The sequence below is a fragment of the Bacillus sp. V33-4 genome (assembly GCF_002860225.1).
In the GTDB taxonomy this organism is placed as follows: Bacteria; Bacillota; Bacilli; order Bacillales; family Cytobacillaceae; genus Bacillus_BJ; species Bacillus_BJ canaveralius.
This window is the reverse complement of sequence record NZ_PGVC01000023.1, coordinates 125300-140663: the sequence shown is the minus strand read 5'-3', so window position 1 is coordinate 140663 and position 15364 is coordinate 125300. Positions and strand designations below refer to the sequence as shown.

19 protein-coding genes are annotated in these 15364 nt (G+C 43.9%); 14 read left to right on the top strand and 5 right to left on the bottom strand.

The window, feature by feature from the left end; genetic code table 11:
• Positions 1 to 5 precede the first annotated feature (5 nt).
• The 4 genes from CVD23_RS09165 to CVD23_RS09150 all read left to right on the top strand — a co-directional run bounded on the left by CVD23_RS09165 (position 6) and on the right by CVD23_RS09150 (position 3744).
• Entirely contained in the window at positions 6 to 1928 is a 1923-nt protein-coding gene (locus tag CVD23_RS09165) for a molybdopterin biosynthesis protein (RefSeq protein WP_101665816.1), read from the top strand.
• A gap of 31 nt (positions 1929 to 1959) precedes the next feature.
• Positions 1960 to 2424, top strand: coding sequence for a molybdenum cofactor biosynthesis protein MoaE (locus tag CVD23_RS09160; RefSeq protein WP_101578121.1), 465 nt, complete (start codon positions 1960 to 1962; stop codon positions 2422 to 2424).
• On the top strand, positions 2417 to 2650 hold the full coding sequence (gene moaD / locus CVD23_RS09155) for a molybdopterin converting factor subunit 1 (protein WP_101578120.1): 234 nt from the start codon (positions 2417 to 2419) through the stop codon (positions 2648 to 2650). Before CVD23_RS09160 ends, moaD begins: the two co-directional genes overlap by 8 nt.
• Before the next feature lie 74 nt (positions 2651 to 2724).
• A complete protein-coding gene (locus tag CVD23_RS09150; RefSeq protein ID WP_101578119.1) occupies positions 2725 to 3744 on the top strand; it encodes a thiazole biosynthesis adenylyltransferase ThiF in 1020 nt (339 codons plus the stop codon).
• Between the two features lie 207 nt (positions 3745 to 3951).
• Here CVD23_RS09150 and CVD23_RS09145 read toward each other — a convergent pair whose 3' ends face one another.
• Positions 3952 to 4284, bottom strand: coding sequence for a general stress protein (locus CVD23_RS09145; protein WP_101665815.1), 333 nt, complete (start codon positions 4282 to 4284; stop codon positions 3952 to 3954).
• 199 nt (positions 4285 to 4483) lie between these two features.
• Here CVD23_RS09145 and CVD23_RS09140 point away from each other — a divergent pair, with 199 nt between their 5' ends.
• The 3 genes from CVD23_RS09140 to CVD23_RS09125 all read left to right on the top strand — a co-directional run bounded on the left by CVD23_RS09140 (position 4484) and on the right by CVD23_RS09125 (position 6152).
• On the top strand, positions 4484 to 5161 hold the full coding sequence (locus tag CVD23_RS09140) for a uracil-DNA glycosylase (protein ID WP_101578117.1): 678 nt from the start codon (positions 4484 to 4486) through the stop codon (positions 5159 to 5161).
• Between the two features lie 317 nt (positions 5162 to 5478).
• The gene (locus CVD23_RS09130; RefSeq protein WP_101665814.1) at positions 5479 to 5754 is read left to right on the top strand and encodes a YwdI family protein; all 276 of its coding nucleotides are present in this window, start codon (positions 5479 to 5481) and stop codon (positions 5752 to 5754) included.
• A gap of 26 nt (positions 5755 to 5780) precedes the next feature.
• Positions 5781 to 6152, top strand: a complete 372-nt coding sequence (locus CVD23_RS09125) for a DUF423 domain-containing protein (protein ID WP_101658080.1) — start codon at positions 5781 to 5783, stop codon at positions 6150 to 6152.
• A 60-nt stretch (positions 6153 to 6212) separates the two neighbouring features.
• Here the strand turns inward: CVD23_RS09125 and gerQ are convergent, their stop codons facing one another.
• Both gerQ and hemQ read right to left on the bottom strand, forming a co-directional pair.
• Complete coding sequence (gene gerQ, locus CVD23_RS09120; protein ID WP_257958410.1) at positions 6213 to 6707, bottom strand: spore coat protein GerQ; 495 nt, start codon at positions 6705 to 6707, stop codon at positions 6213 to 6215.
• 201 nt (positions 6708 to 6908) lie between these two features.
• The gene (hemQ, locus tag CVD23_RS09115) at positions 6909 to 7655 is read right to left on the bottom strand and encodes a hydrogen peroxide-dependent heme synthase (RefSeq protein ID WP_101665813.1); all 747 of its coding nucleotides are present in this window, start codon (positions 7653 to 7655) and stop codon (positions 6909 to 6911) included.
• Positions 7656 to 7948: 293 nt separating this feature from the next.
• On the opposite strand from hemQ, the gene pta reads away from it, so the two are divergent.
• Positions 7949 to 8923 carry a phosphate acetyltransferase gene (gene pta, locus CVD23_RS09110; protein WP_101665812.1) on the top strand — a complete coding sequence of 325 codons (975 nt, stop codon included), beginning with the start codon at positions 7949 to 7951 and terminating at the stop codon, positions 8921 to 8923.
• 150 nt (positions 8924 to 9073) lie between these two features.
• Positions 9074 to 9961: a lipoate--protein ligase family protein gene (locus tag CVD23_RS09105; RefSeq protein WP_101665811.1), complete on the top strand. Its 888-nt coding sequence runs from the start codon at positions 9074 to 9076 to the stop codon at positions 9959 to 9961.
• Between the two features lie 96 nt (positions 9962 to 10057).
• Here CVD23_RS09105 and CVD23_RS09100 read toward each other — a convergent pair whose 3' ends face one another.
• Complete coding sequence (locus tag CVD23_RS09100) at positions 10058 to 10795, bottom strand: RsfA family transcriptional regulator (RefSeq protein WP_101578111.1); 738 nt, start codon at positions 10793 to 10795, stop codon at positions 10058 to 10060.
• Positions 10796 to 11070: 275 nt separating this feature from the next.
• On the opposite strand from CVD23_RS09100, the gene CVD23_RS09095 reads away from it, so the two are divergent.
• The 3 genes from CVD23_RS09095 (at position 11071) to CVD23_RS09085 (ending at position 13504) form a co-directional block, all read left to right on the top strand.
• Positions 11071 to 11295 (top strand): DUF1450 domain-containing protein, encoded by a 225-nt coding sequence (locus tag CVD23_RS09095; protein ID WP_101578110.1) that lies wholly within the window; start codon positions 11071 to 11073, stop codon positions 11293 to 11295.
• A gap of 261 nt (positions 11296 to 11556) precedes the next feature.
• Positions 11557 to 12855 (top strand): HD domain-containing protein, encoded by a 1299-nt coding sequence (locus CVD23_RS09090; protein ID WP_101578109.1) that lies wholly within the window; start codon positions 11557 to 11559, stop codon positions 12853 to 12855.
• 139 nt (positions 12856 to 12994) lie between these two features.
• Positions 12995 to 13504, top strand: a complete 510-nt coding sequence (locus CVD23_RS09085) for a YwgA family protein (protein ID WP_101578108.1) — start codon at positions 12995 to 12997, stop codon at positions 13502 to 13504.
• Between the two features lie 68 nt (positions 13505 to 13572).
• On the opposite strand, the gene CVD23_RS09080 is transcribed toward CVD23_RS09085, so the two are convergent.
• On the bottom strand, positions 13573 to 13776 hold the full coding sequence (locus CVD23_RS09080; protein ID WP_257985665.1) for a 2-hydroxymuconate tautomerase: 204 nt from the start codon (positions 13774 to 13776) through the stop codon (positions 13573 to 13575).
• A gap of 280 nt (positions 13777 to 14056) precedes the next feature.
• Here CVD23_RS09080 and CVD23_RS09075 point away from each other — a divergent pair, with 280 nt between their 5' ends.
• A complete protein-coding gene (locus tag CVD23_RS09075; protein WP_101578106.1) occupies positions 14057 to 14713 on the top strand; it encodes a site-2 protease family protein in 657 nt (218 codons plus the stop codon).
• Between the two features lie 30 nt (positions 14714 to 14743).
• Positions 14744 to 15262, top strand: a complete 519-nt coding sequence (locus CVD23_RS09070) for a YwhD family protein (protein WP_101578105.1) — start codon at positions 14744 to 14746, stop codon at positions 15260 to 15262.
• Positions 15263 to 15364: the final 102 nt, after the last annotated feature.

The window sequence follows — 15364 nt, the reverse complement described above, 5'->3', positions numbered from 1 at the left end:
GAAGAATGGCTAAACATAACAACTATAAACGAAAAATATATCTCCAGAACACGCCTCGCGAACAGGCAAAAAAGGAATTGCTCGACAAATATGAACCTGACAGGTTAACCGAATATGTAAAAAGTGCAGATTCGCTCGGCCGGGTTACCGCAGAGCCTATTTTCGCCCGTTTTTCGATGCCTCACTTTCATGCAGCCGCGATGGATGGGATTGCAGTAAAAGCTGAAGCAACTTTTTCCGCCCATGAATCAAACCCGGTTCAGTTAAACCGAAGTGAAGACTTTGTCTTTGTTGATACAGGCAATCCTGTTCCTTCGCCTTACAACGCGGTCATTATGATCGAAAATGTCGAAGAAATCGATGAAGAGACTGTCGAAATTATTGAGCCTGCCGCACCATGGCAGCATATTCGCCCGATCGGCGAGGATATTGTCCAGGAGGAGATGCTGTTTCCGCAAGGACATGCAGTCAGGCCGGCAGATATCGGTGCCCTGCTGGCTTCAGGTGCGATTGAAATCCCGGTTATAAAGAAGCCGTTGGTGACAATTATTCCGACAGGAAATGAGCTGGTCCAGCCAGAGCTTGCTCCTGTCCCGGAAAAACTGATCGAATTTAACGGGATGGTTTTTGCCAATTTTATTCGCGAATGGGGCGGAGAGCCTCTGATTGAAAAGATCGTCAAAGATGACCCGTCCCTGATCCGTACAGCGTTATTAACTGCTGTCGCAAGTTCTGATATCGTGGTCATTAACGCCGGATCTTCAGCAGGTTCGCGCGATTACACCGTCCATATTATCGGGGAATTAGGCACAGTATACACGCACGGGGTGGCAACACGCCCGGGAAAACCAGTGATTCTCGGGGAAATTAACGGGACAATCGTCGTCGGTGTTCCGGGGTATCCGGTTTCAGCTTATTTGGCGCTTGAGTGGTTTGTCAGGCCGCTCATCTGCAAGCATTTGCACATACATGAACCTGAACGCCCGAAACTGCTGGTCACGCTTGGAAGGCGGATTGTGTCAACAATGGGTGCCGAAGATTTTATCAGGATGAATATCGGTTACGTGAACGGGAAGTATATCGCCAACCCGCTAACGAGAGCAGCGGGAGTAACCATGTCATTTGTCCGCGCCGATGGCATCCTTGTCGTACCCCCAAACCAGCTCGGCTACGAGCAGGGGGAGAGTGTTGAAGTGGAGCTATTTAAGCCGGTAAGCGAAATAGCGGGAGCAATTGTTTTTAATGGCAGCCATGATTTAACGATTGATTTGTTGTCAGCTGCAGTTAAGAAGCACAATCCCCACATGAAAATTGTCTCTTCCCATGTCGGAAGCATGGCCGGTTTAGTCGCGATTAAAAAAGGGGAAGCGCATATAGCCGGGACCCATCTTCTTGACCCGGAAACAAAACAATACAACCTTCCTTATATTAAAAGATTCCTGCCCGGCCATGAGCTTGTTCTCTACCCTTTTCTGAAACGGAAGCAAGGGTGGCTTCTCCCTCCGGGCAATCCACTGTCTATTCAAACGATAAACGATATAATAGAAAAAAAGGCAGACTATGTGAACCGGCAAAATGGTGCCGGTACGAGAGTCCTATTCGATCTTCTTTTGAACGATGCGGGCTTTTCCCCTGAACAGGTAAACGGTTATGATCGGGAAATGTTCTCACATCTGAGCGTAGCAGCAGAAGTCAAAAATAATCTGAACGCTGCAGGATTGGGTATTTACCCGGCTGCAAAAGCAATGGGTCTCGATTTTGTTCCATTATCAGATGAAAGCTATGATTTGCTGATGACGAGAGAGTTTTTTGAAAGTGAACAGGGCAGATGGTTAATCTCGATTATTAAATCAAAGGAATTCGAGGAACAAGTCAACAGAATTGGCGGCTATTCACTGCAAGTGGATGCAAAACCGATTATAATATAAATATCAATCGGCAATGGAAGAGGTGACAATCATGAAATACGAGATGACGAAGGAACCGATTAATATCCAATCGGTTATAGATAAAGTAGTCCAGCGGGAAGCCGGTGCGATCACGACATTTATTGGTACAGTCCGTGAATTCACACACGGCAAAAAAACTCTTTACCTCGTTTATGAATCATATGAGACGATGGCGGTAAAGAAGCTTGAGCAAATTGGCAAAGAGATTGCAGAGCGCTGGCCCGAAGCACAAACAGCGATCACCCATCGGATCGGCCGCCTTGACATTACCGATGTTGCCGTTGTGATAGCAGTATCGACCCCGCACCGGGCAGACGCCTATGAGGCGAACCGTTATGCAATTGAGCGCATCAAGGAAATTGTCCCAATCTGGAAAAAAGAGTATTGGGAAGATGGCGAAAAATGGATTGGCAATCAGCTAGAAACTGTTCAATATCCGGCAGGGGGGCCAGAGGAAGGTGATTTGAATGAATAAAATCCTGTTCTTTGCCCATCTTCGCGATATTGCCGGGGAAGAATCGATTATGTTAAATGTAGCCGGAAAAACGGTGTCCGAGTTAAAAGAAATAATCGCTGAAAAGTACTTAGTCGAAAAGCTCGATACGGTCATGACGGCTATTAATGAAGAATTCGCCAGCAATGAAGAAATCATCTACGAGGGCGATGTGATTGCCTTCATCCCTCCGGTCAGCGGCGGCTAAAACAGTCAGGCAATTTGCCTGGCACAAATCAACAAACAAGGAAGCGTCTCGCAAAAATATTGGGAGTTGTTATCATGTCAGAACGGTATTCGCGGCAAGTATTATTTCCTTCGATTGGAGAAGCTGGTCAGCAAAAAATCAGCCAAAAACATGTATTGATTATTGGAGCCGGTGCATTGGGATCAGGAAATGCTGAAACACTGGCACGCGCTGGAATTGGCAGGCTGACAATTGTGGATAGGGATTACGTGGAAGCCAGCAACCTTCAGCGTCAACAGCTATATACAGAAGCAGATGCCGCTGAAAAGCTTCCGAAAGCAGTAGCGGCAGAAAAGCGCCTGAGAGCGATTAACTCCGAAGTGTCAATTCGTTCGATCATTGGTGATGCTACACCGGAAATGCTCGAAGAACTTATCGCGGGAGTCGACTTAATTCTTGATTCCACTGATAATTTTGAAACCAGGATGGCTCTTAATGACATATCGCAAAAATATAATATCCCGTGGATTTATGGTGCATGCGTCAGCAGCTTTGGCATGAGCTTTTCGATATTGCCTGGCCGGACTCCATGCCTGAACTGCTTGCTTAAAACCGTCCCAATTCAAGGACTTACTTGCGATACGGCCGGAATTATTGCTCCTGCGGTCCAGATGGTCATTGCCCATCAGACAGCTGAAGCCCTGAAAATATTAGTTGAGGATTGGGGAGCGATCCGAACCTCGTTTGTCAGCTTTGATTTATGGCGCAATCAATATACAAGCATGAAAATGACAAAGGCGAAAGACAAAGGCTGCCTGTCGTGCGGGGACATAAAAACCTTTCCTTATTTGGAAAGTGAAAACCACACCAAAACAACGGTGCTTTGCGGAAGGGATACGGTACAAATTCGGCCGCCGCACCAACAACAAATCAACTTAAACGACTTGGCAGGCCAGCTTCAACGCCTTGGATACCGTATAAATGGCAATCCATATTTGATTTCGGCTGAAGCGGACGAAAAGCGCATCGTCATTTTTCACGATGGTCGGGCGCTTATCCACGGTACAAAAGATTTATCACAGGCAAAGACCATTTATCAGCGGCTGCTTGGTTAATAGAGATTTGCACAATCAAAAAGCGAGGGATCACAAAACTTTCTTTGTGACCCTCGCTTTTCGATGTCCAGCTCCGACGTACAGGACGTACTGGTGCCGACGTTGCCACAAGGACGTGGCGTTCTTGTCGGCCAGCGCTTGTCGGGGCTGAACGATAGGAACAAACGGCTTTTGGTTTGTTTCCGCAAGGCGCTTCCGCTTTTCGTTTTAATGAACAGTTTCATCTGAAGCGACAATGACTAGTTTTCCTTTGTCCAATTCCACTTCATATCGATCAGCTTCTGATTGACTTAAACCAAGTGAACGTAATTTTGAACGAAGCTCATCACCGCGAGATTTAAACATATTGCCAACCGAATCAAGCAAGCCTTGCTCTTGTAAACCGACGTCTCCTGTGTCAGTGGCATCGGTCATGTGCTCTGAACGGTTTTTATCGTGGGCGAAAATATAAATATCTTCTTTCGAATAACCTTCTGATTGCAATGCTCCGATCATATCAGTGGCTTGAACACCGTTTTCGACTAATTGTACTTTATACATAAAAAATTCCTCCTTGTCATTAATAGTGGGAAACTTGATGAACTGTTTCCTCGTATAGTATGTTTATAACCGTTGTACATAAAAATAAACTTCTTGTTTTAAGTTGATGATTTTGTAAATAAAGAAAAGGGTAGTTGATAGTATCTTATGAAAGAGTTGTCTTCATGACTTTATATCGTGATCAGGAGGAGTTTAAGCTATGGGAATAATATTGGATAATGACTGGGCCGAGCTGCTTGAACCGGAATTTAACAGTCCCTATTATATAAAGCTGAGCGAGTTTTTAAAGAAAGAATATCAACAGAAAACCGTACACCCGGATCAACACGACGTTTTTAACGCGCTTCGCTTTACACCTTATCAAAACGTGAAAGTGGTTTTGCTCGGACAGGACCCTTACCATGGCCCGAACCAGGCGCACGGTTTGAGCTTCTCGGTTAAACCCGGAGTAGCAATTCCCCCCTCGTTGAAAAATATGTATAAAGAACTGCACGATGATCTCGGCTGTCCTATTGCGAACAACGGCTATTTGCGAAAATGGGCCGACCAGGGTGTATTGCTGCTAAATGCCGTGTTAACGGTTCGCGACGGTGAAGCGAACTCTCATCGCGGAAAAGGCTGGGAGTTGTTTACTGACCGGATTATTACGTTATTAAGTGAACGGGAGGAACCGGTTATTTTTTTATTGTGGGGGCGTCCCGCTCAAGAGAAGCAAAAGCTGATTGATACGGACAGGCATTACATTATTCTGTCATCCCATCCAAGTCCATTGTCGGCAAGAAGGGGCTTCTTTGGCAGCCGTCCTTTTTCAAAAGTGAACCAGATATTAAGACAAATGGGAGAAAAAGAAATAGACTGGAAAATTGACAATATTTGATAAGAAACGACATGTTTCACGTGAAACTGTCACCAGTATTGCGCGGTGTTAAGATCATCGATTATACGTTACAATAAGAGAAAAAGTTGAAAAATAAGGGATGGTTATTTTTGGAGAAACAACGGATAAACTGTATAAAGTGCCGTTATTATTATGTGACATGGGACCCGAAATTTCCAAAGGGCTGTAAAGCATACGAATTTAAATCAAGGAACCTGCCCTCCCTTGAAGTGTTCCGGGCTTCCGGAAAACCATGTCTTCGCCATGAAACGAAATAGTAACAGAAGCTTGATCTTTTTTAATATAGAGGTGTAGCGATGAACGATATATCGATTCAGAAGTTAATCGGGAAAATAGAGGAAGAATTAGTGCTGGCAAAACGGGAAGGTGCTGATGCTCGCGTGCGTGAACGAATTTATGCTATAAAAGCCTTATGTGAAATCATTCTTGATGATCACGCCCCGAAGCGGCATCAGCCCCAGGAATCTGCAGCTGCACGGCATGAATTCCAGCCTGCGCCGCTGGCGGTGCAGCAGCCAAAAAAACTTGAGATGGAAGACGGGGCCAACGGTGATTCATTGTTTGATTTCTAAAAAGTCGGGATGTGAGGAGATAGTATATGAAACTTTTTATAATCATTGGCGCCATTAATGCGTTTTTATCTGTCGCTTTGGGAGCGTTTGGCGCGCATGGGCTTGAAGGCAGGATTGAACCGAAGTATTTGGAAACTTGGCAAACAGGGGTAACCTATCAAATGTTTCATGCTACAGGCTTGTTGATCGTCGCCATCCTATTAGGAAAGGTACCTGCCAGCTCTTTATTAACCTGGTCGGGCTGGCTGATGCTGATCGGTATCATATTATTCTCGGGCAGCCTATACGTCCTCAGTGTCACCCGCATTGGCATGCTCGGCGCCATTACCCCGTTCGGCGGACTATCATTTTTAGCCGCATGGCTCCTGTTGATGATATTCGCCATCAAATCTTTGTGACATGAAAAAAGCTTTGCCGAAAACAGGCAAAGCTTTTTTGATAGATAAGTATTTCCTCTCCTACCGCGGAGAATAGGAGGCCAATCCCGGCGTAGCGCCAAATGGATATTCATATTCAATTTCTTCCTCAAAAGTAACATAATCGAGATTTACCATAAGCAGCAAATAGCGCATGCCTGTCTGGGGATCACTCAGGATCAGATGATCGCGTCCAGCCGCTTCAATGATCCCTTTGAAAACTTTCGCATTCCACTCAGGATTGTTTTCAAAGGTCATATAAACCGTTGCCAGCTTTCCTCTGTTCAACCGTAAGATATTTTCAACGTATGATTCCTCCAGAGGCAGCATCCCAGGAATTTGAGGTCCCCCGGTTGGTACTGTTCCTGGTTGAGCCGGTCCGCCTGGTGTCATTTGCGGATAGACCCCCGGTGACACTAAACCTTGGGCGCCGTAAGGCTGTGTGGGCCCGACGCCGGCGTTTCCGTAATAAGGCTGTTGAATTTGCCGATAGCCGCCATAGTTTTCGTATGGGTTAGAGTTCATAGGCTTCATCATTTTCCCTCCTGACATTCATTTGAAATTGATTCATAACTCCTGTTATGGGAAATAACTGCCATCCTTGCATCTCTCTCTGCAACCCGTCCTGTGGTGGTGAGATGAGTTCGGCATTAAAACCCTCACTATTTCATTCATATGAGAGGCTTTAAAGATTAATGCAAAAAAAAGCCCCCGGCATGGCCGGGAGCTCAGGAAAAATTAGTTTACATGAAGAAACTTTTCAATCTTTTCTTCTTCCAAAAGGTTACCGACGAAGAAAGCGCCAAATTCACCGTAACGCGCACTTACTTCATCAAAACGCATTTCATAAACAAGCTTCTTAAACTGCAGGACCTCATCTGCAAACAATGTAACGCCCCACTCATAATCGTCAAAGCCGACTGAGCCTGTGATCACTTGTTTTACGATACCGGCATACTGGCGGCCGATCATGCCATGGCTGCGCATCAGGCTGCGGCGTTCTTCCATCGGCAGCATGTACCAGTTATCATTGCCTTGCCGCCGCTTGTCCATCGGATAAAAGCAAACATGCTTTGTTTTAGGCAGAATCGGATACAAACGGGCTTGGACTTGCGGGTTTTGATACGGATCTTCATCGGCAGGTAAATAATTGCTTAATTCGACTACAGATACGTAAGAGTGGGCCGGAGTTGTAAATTCAGCTAATTTCGTTTTGTTGAATTCTGTTTCAATTTCATTCAACTCTTCCATGGTCGGCCTTAAAATCATCATCATAAAGTCAGCTTTTTGACCAACAATTGTGTATAAAGCATGGCTGCCCTCTTTGCGCTCCTGGGCAGCACTCCATTTTTCAACAAGGCCTAAATATTCATGAATGGCTGCCTGACGTTCGTCGCTTGAAAGCATCTTCCAGGTAGTCCAATCGACCGTGCGGAAATCATGCAAGCAATACCAGCCATCGAGAGTTTGTGCTGCTTCACTCATTCATATCACTCCTAAAAAGACTAAATTCAAACAATACTATACCACAGTTTCTCCGCGAAGCGTGTGAACAAAACCTCAACTAAGACAATATTTTCCGTTTAGAAAAGTCGTGAAAAGGATATTTTGTAAAAGAGTACAAATATTAAAGATGATTCGGTCGAAGTTTAGTGATTATTAGAAACTTTTAGAATACAAAAACATTTGGGCTGGAACCGTTGTCAGTGACTTAACTTCTTGAAATTTGCGCGGGTTACAGTATTCTAAAAGGATAGAGAAATGAAGGAGGAGTACATATGAGCGATTTATTTACTGCCTTAAAGGAAAAAGTAAGCGGGCAAAATAAAAAAATTGTTTTTCCCGAAGGTTTGGATGAGCGGATCCTGACAGCAGCAGGCAGACTAGCTTCAGAAAAACTATTAACCCCTATTTTGATCGGAAATATCGAGGAAATCCAGGCAAAGGCAAAGGATCTTGGTGTATCTCTTGATGCTGTAGAAATTTATGATCCAAACAACTTTATGATGATGGATGAACTCATTGCTTCTTTCGTGGAAAGACGAAAAGGTAAAGCAACAGAAGAAGAAGCGCGCAAAATTCTTCATGATGAAAATTACTTTGGCACGATGCTCGTCTATGCCAATCGGGCGGATGGGCTTGTCAGCGGTGCGGCCCATTCAACAGCGGATACGGTAAGGCCTGCCCTGCAGATTATTAAAACGAAAGAAGGCGTGCGCAAAACATCGGGTGTTTTCATTATGGTTCGCAACGATGAAAAGTACGTTTTTGCCGATTGTGCGATTAACATTGCTCCCGACAGCCAGGATTTAGCTGAAATTGCGATTGAAAGTGCAAAAACAGCAAGAATGTTTGATATCGAACCTCGCGTCGCAATGCTAAGCTTTTCTACAAAAGGCTCGGCCAAATCTCCTGAAACGGAAAAGGTAGCAGCAGCGGTTCAAGAGGCAAAGCTGCGTGACCCTTTACTTGTTCTTGATGGAGAATTTCAGTTTGATGCTGCATTCGTTCCGGCGGTTGCCGAGAAAAAGGCTCCTGATTCTCCACTGCAAGGAGATGCGAACGTGTTCATCTTCCCAAGCCTTGAAGCTGGAAATATTGGTTATAAAATCGCGCAGCGCTTAGGGAAATTTGAAGCGATCGGCCCGATCCTGCAAGGATTGAACCGTCCGGTAAACGACTTGTCCCGCGGCTGTAATGAGGAAGATGTATACAAGCTTGCCTTGATTACGGCTGCCCAGACACTGCAATAAATAGCAAATAACAACCAAACCGGGTCAGCCCTTATGAAGGCTGGCTCTTTTATTTAAACCGGACGAGATCCTGCCTTACAAGGTTTTACAGGGGTCTATGCTATAATAAACAGGATGATAGTATGTAGTATTTATGAAGGAGTAACAGACATGGACGAGGCGCTTGGATTATTGCGTCAAAAACAATGGAGATTAATTGACCAATCGAGTGTTGGGGTCCATTTTAATGCCCTCCAATCGTTTGGTATGGATGATACATTATGTGCTTCTGTTGGATCAGGTTCATCTCCGGCAACAGCGAGAGCATGGGTCCATCATAATACTGTCGTTTTAGGAATACAGGATAGCAGGCTTCCTTTTCTGGAGGCTGGCATCGAATATCTGGAATCGGCAGGTTATCAATCTATTGTTAGGAATTCGGGAGGTTTGGCAGTTGTTCTTGACGAAGGGGTCCTAAACCTGTCGCTTATTTTCCCGGATACTGAAAAAGGGATTGATATCAATCGTGGTTATGCGGCGGTCTGGTTCCTGGTCAAAGAAATGTTTGCTGATTTTAACAAAAATATCGAAGCAGGAGAAATTTCCGGTTCTTATTGTCCTGGCAGCTATGATTTAAGCATTGATGGCAAGAAGTTCGCGGGAATTTCGCAACGGCGCATTCGAAACGGAGTTGCAGTTCAAATCTATTTATGCATTTCGGGCAGCGGTACTGCAAGGGCAAGGCTGCTTAAAGAATTCTATGCAAAGGCAAAAAAAGACGAATCAACAAAGTTTCAGTATCCTGAAATTGTTCCTGCTGTGATGGCCTCCCTTTCGGAGTTGCTCGGCGTAAGCCTGACGGTGCCTGAGGTAATGCTGCGGTTTATGAAAGTATTAAAGCAGCACAGTGAACAGCTCGCCAGCGGCCAGCTTAGCCCGGAAGAAATTCCACTCTTTGAAGGCTACTACATGAGAGTGGCTGAACGCAACGATAAAATTCTCGCAAACCCGGTCAACGGATTATCCAAAATCGAAGCTCAGAAAAGCCGTGAACAGTAAAAGTTCACGGCTTTTCTTGGAATCGGCATGTGCTGCCTCTCTCCTTCTCCACGTTTCTATTAAGTTTAGAAGTTAATAACGTGCTCCTTTTCGGCGCTATTCTGCCACTTTTTCAAGATTGCCGTTCCTATCCATCTTAAATTTAGTGGCTGGACGCTCTTCTTCTTCAAATAACGCGAGTTTTCTGGCTCGATTCATAATTTTCATTAACATCTCGTAATCTTCCTGAATCATAACCGTATCCTGTTCAAGACTTTCGATTTTTCCGGTCAACTCTTCGTTTTCCTTTTTCAATTCGGCAATTTCGCGTTTTAATCTTTCATTCTCGCTCTTCAGGATGTCACCATGCAAGTTCGAGGTATTTATGTTTTGCAAGTAGGCAATTACCATATCAAGATTAAGTGCAGTGGTTGTTACGGCTGGAATGGCAGGTTCATAATCAAATTCAGGAACGTATGCTTCGCGGGCGTCGACCGTTTCAACAAAATCAGTAGAATCAGTTGTTTCAACCGGCTCTCCCGTCTCAATAGGTGTAAACACTTCTATGGTCGGGGCTGGAGGATTGTACAGCAGCTTTTTCTTGCCGCTCTGGTCTTTTCCGAGAATTCTTTGCCTTTGTTTACGCTGCTTTTTTGCGATCTGAAGCGCTTTTTCATAACGGTGGCGGACGACTGCATTCCATCTAAAGCCGCACGCTGCGGATGTTCTATTAAGTTTGTCTCCGACCTCTTCAAAAGCGTTTAATTGAGTACTGCCTTCCCTGACGTGGCGCAAAACGGTTTCCGCCAGCAATAAATCATTTTCTTCTGTCCATGCATCTTGACGAATTTTCATTTCTACACTCCCTTTTACATCTTTGAAAATTAATTAATGTTCTAATCTAATCTTTTCCGACTTTTTCTGTTTTTATACAAAGCAGTTGCAAGGATAGTAGATTTTTTATAAAATATTTTTCCGTTTCGATAGAAATGGTTAACTATGCTGGGAAAAATAGCAATTCCACGCTGTTCTGTATATATTTTCGGCTTGCATTAAGATGCGATAAAATGTAAAATACCCTTTAGCCAGTAACGAGGTTTATGCATACCGCGGAAAGGGTTGTAAAATAAATGGCAAACGAATTTCGTGTTTGCGACGATTGTCAGGCAGTAAGCTTAAAGACGCTGATCCCCCAGTTAAAAGAAGTGGATCCTGAAGCGAAAATAGAGATTGGCTGCCAGTCCTATTGTGGACCAGGCCGAAAAAAAACATTCGCTTTTGTAAATAACCGGCCTTTGGCTGCCTTAACAGAACCTGAATTAATCGAAAAAATACAAAAGAAGCTGAATAAATAAAATCACCTTTGGATATTCGTCCTCAGGTGATTTTTTATGGTTAAACGAATTTGGCCAGGAGTATGGCGTGATGTACCAACAGCGCGGGTATATCACCCGATCTATTTCCAAAGCGCTTGTTAGACTTTACGAGAAATGCGTCGAATTTTGCAGAAATACAAGGTGATTTGCCGGAAGAAACCGGATATAATATGAATATATAAGTGTTCCATGAGCATGGGGTTCGCCCCATAGAAGGGATAAATAGAGAGAGGCGACAGAATGGCTTATTCGGCTGAGAAGTTAAGCGAAGAAAAGGTATTCAAGGATCCGGTTCACCGCTATATTCACGTCCGTGACCGCGTGATCTGGGACTTGATCGGTACGAAGGAGTTTCAACGCCTCCGCAGGATTAAACAGCTTGGAACAACCTATTTAACGTTTCATGGTGCTGAGCACAGCCGTTTTAATCATTCACTCGGAGTTTATGAGATTATCCGCCGCATCGTTGATGGCGTGTTTAATGGCAGGCCGGAGTGGAACAGCGATGAGCGCTTGCTTTCATTGTGTGCCGGACTGTTGCATGATTTGGGACATGGTCCGTTTTCCCATTCTTTTGAAAAAGTTTTTGACCTCGATCATGAACAATTTACCCAGGAGATTCTCCTCGGAGGTACAGAGGTCAATCAAGTTTTAGCGAAAGTAGCCAGCGATTTTCCGAAAAAAGTCGCTGAAGTGATTGCGAAAACATATAAAAACAAACTGGTTGTCAGTTTGATCTCAAGTCAAATTGATGCTGACCGGATGGATTACCTGCAGCGTGATGCCTATTATACTGGAGTAAGCTACGGCCATTTTGATATGGAACGAATCCTCCGGGTCATGCGTCCGCGCGAGGATCAGGTCGTTTTTAAACAGAGCGGAATGCATGCGGTGGAAGACTATATTATGAGCCGCTATCAAATGTACTGGCAGGTTTATTTTCATCCAGTAACGCGAAGTGCTGAAGTGGTCCTCACAAAAATCCTCCACCGGGCCAAGGATCTTCATGAAAAATCCTATTCGTTTAAGTTCGATCCCTTCCATTTCTATTCCCTTTTTGATGGGAAAGTTACTCTTGAAGATTACTTGAGGTTGGATGAAGCTGTATTCCTTTATTATTTTCAAATATGGCAGGATGAAGAGGATGAAATTTTAAGCGATCTTTGCAGGCGCTTTATGAATCGGAACCTCTTTAAATACATCGAATTCGATCCGGCAAAAGAATACAAAAAGCTTCATGAGTTGTCGTCTTTGTTCGTTAAGGCAGGAATTGATCCGGAATATTATTTGGTGGTCGACTCTTCTTCAGACCTGCCTTATGATTTCTATCGCCCGGGTGAAGAGGAGGAAAGGCTGCCGATTCACCTGCAGTTGAAAAACGGTGATATCCGCGAATTGTCAAGGCTATCGGAAATTGTCGAATCTGTATCGGGAAAAAGAAGAACCGACCATAAGCTCTATTTTCCGGAAGATATGCTAATGGATGATTCTGTGAACCATAATATTAAACAACATATTCGGGAGCTTCTCGAACTATAGGGAAAATGGGGCGGAATTGACAATATAACTTACAGTAAGCAGAACCCGGTATCTTATGCCCGGAGTTCAGTAATTACTGGATCACTACATAACGACTAAAACGGATATCTGTAATAATTGGGGTAGGAGATGACGGATTTTGCTAAAAGACCATGCTAAATTAATGTATGCAGTTGCGGCTGCTGAGGAAATAGTCGGCAGAAAAAAGCTGCAGAAAATCATTTATATTGCCAAGAAAGTATCGTTTCCTTTTCAGGAAAGATTCCAATTTCATTTTTACGGCCCATATTCGGAGGAGCTTACTCTAAGAGTCGAAGAACTGTGCAATATGGGGTTTCTGCATGAGCAGAAAGAAAAAACGGGCGGCTATTTTCAATACCGCTACTCTTTGACAGAGTCAGGGAAAGAATTTTTGAGTTCCAATCAAGTGGTCATACCTTGCCTTGAGGATTGCCTAATTGATATGAACAGCCAGAATGCTAGATTTCTCGAGCTTGTTTCCACTGTATTGTATTTTGATAATCTTTCACGAGCTGAGGTCAGCGAAAAAGTATTTACGCTAAAAAGCAAGCAGCACTATACAGAAGAAGAAATTGAAAGTGCCTATCAGTATATTGAAGAACTGAAACAAAAAGCTAAACTTCAGTAGGATCTTTAACTTTAGCGAAAAAGCTAAGCGCCCGTACATAAGGATGCTTAGCTTTTTTATCTGCAAGCCTATTCGTCGCTTAACCGTTTTCCAGCCACACCATAATGGTTTTTAGACATTTCTTCGATAAAAACAACAATTTTCTCTGGTGCAGCCCCGGTTGTTTCGCTAACGGCTTCGGTAACTTTTTCGACTAGCGCCCTTTTTTGCTCTTCATTTCTTCCTTCAAGCATTTTAACGGTTACATAAGGCATGGTTGATTTCCTCCAAATTTCGTTTATTAACGGGGGATATTGTCCGTTTTAACGATTTTACCATATCAAACGGGATTATCCCCCTCTTGACGCTTGTTAAAGCAGGGAATCTTAAAGTTCGCACAGGCTTTTTTCAATATCTCCATTTTTCACTTTAACGCCGGTTTCATGTATACTTTACTTAATACTCGCGATTCCTATCTGTATCAACTTAGAGCAAGATCAGAGCGAACCATATGATTGCAGACAGGAACGATATAAGTAAAAAACGAAGCGTTTCATAAAGGAGACAGGATCATTGGAACAATTTCTTGCCTTTCCACTTGAGCAAATTCCCTATGTGGCGGCAACGCTTATCATCGCACTTACGGTACATGAATTCGCCCACGCATATACAGCCTACAAATTTGGTGATGAGACCGCAAAAAAACAAGGCAGACTGACCTTAAACCCGATTCAGCACCTGGATCCGGTCGGAACCATCTTGATTTTTATTGCGGGATTCGGCTGGGCTCGTCCTGTTCCCGTGAACCGGTTTTTCTTTAAAAATCCAAAGCTGGCCGGCATCACTGTTTCAGTTGCGGGTCCACTCAGCAATCTCGTTCTCACAGTGATTGGCTTTGCCTTATTATATGGATTGGCCTCAGCCGGCCTGGCCAATAGTCTGCCGGAGTTCATCCCCGAGTTTTTGGAAATGTTTATCCGGCTAAACTTAATTCTGTTTGTATTCAATTTACTGCCGCTTCCGCCATTGGACGGTTACCGGATTATCGAAGATCTGGCACCGCGGCAGCTTCGGGCTAAAATGACGCAGTTCGAAACATACGGTTCGTTAATATTTATTATCCTGGTAATTACACCGCTAGGCGATTATACGATTCAACCCGTTTTTAATATCTTCTTTCCGGTGATTTTTAACGGGCTTGACCAGTTTTTTTACCAGTTATTTCTATGATAAGGGACCTGTTACAAGGAGGATGCACATATGGAAGAAAAGAAAAAGAAATCGATCGGTTTTAATATTATTAAAAGTGACCCAACTGATGGACACGGCGGTTTTGGTGGAGGATCTTTAAGCCTTGACAATGTTTCGCCGGTGATTGTTGATGTAGAAGAAGGCGAAGCCGTTGTAGATGTTGGAGCGTTGCATGCCAGAAGTGTTGTCGAAAAAGGGATCAAGTTTCTTGCTAACAAGGAAGACGTTCCAAACGGAAAACCATACTGGCTTGTTTGGGTAACGATAGACCGGAAAGAAACAGGACCGTACTATGCCGGGGTGACAGCCTGTGAAATGACGGTTGACCGGGCGATTAGAAGGGGTTACAAATTGCTGCCGGAGCATGTAAACCGTCTGGATAAATCGATTAAGCGCCACATCATCGTTGAGCATATGGACAACAGGTCAAAAGAGATTTTAGCAAAATTTCTGCAAAACCATGATCAAGGAATGTGGAATCGTTCGGAACCTGAGCTGCGGGAAGGCTTAACGCGCAGCGCACAGTAATTTCCTTTTATTTATGGATTTGTGACAAATTGGTGAATTATTTGTGATAAGTACTTGCCCAATTCTGATAAAAAAAGTAAACTATTTAACAACGTGAACACG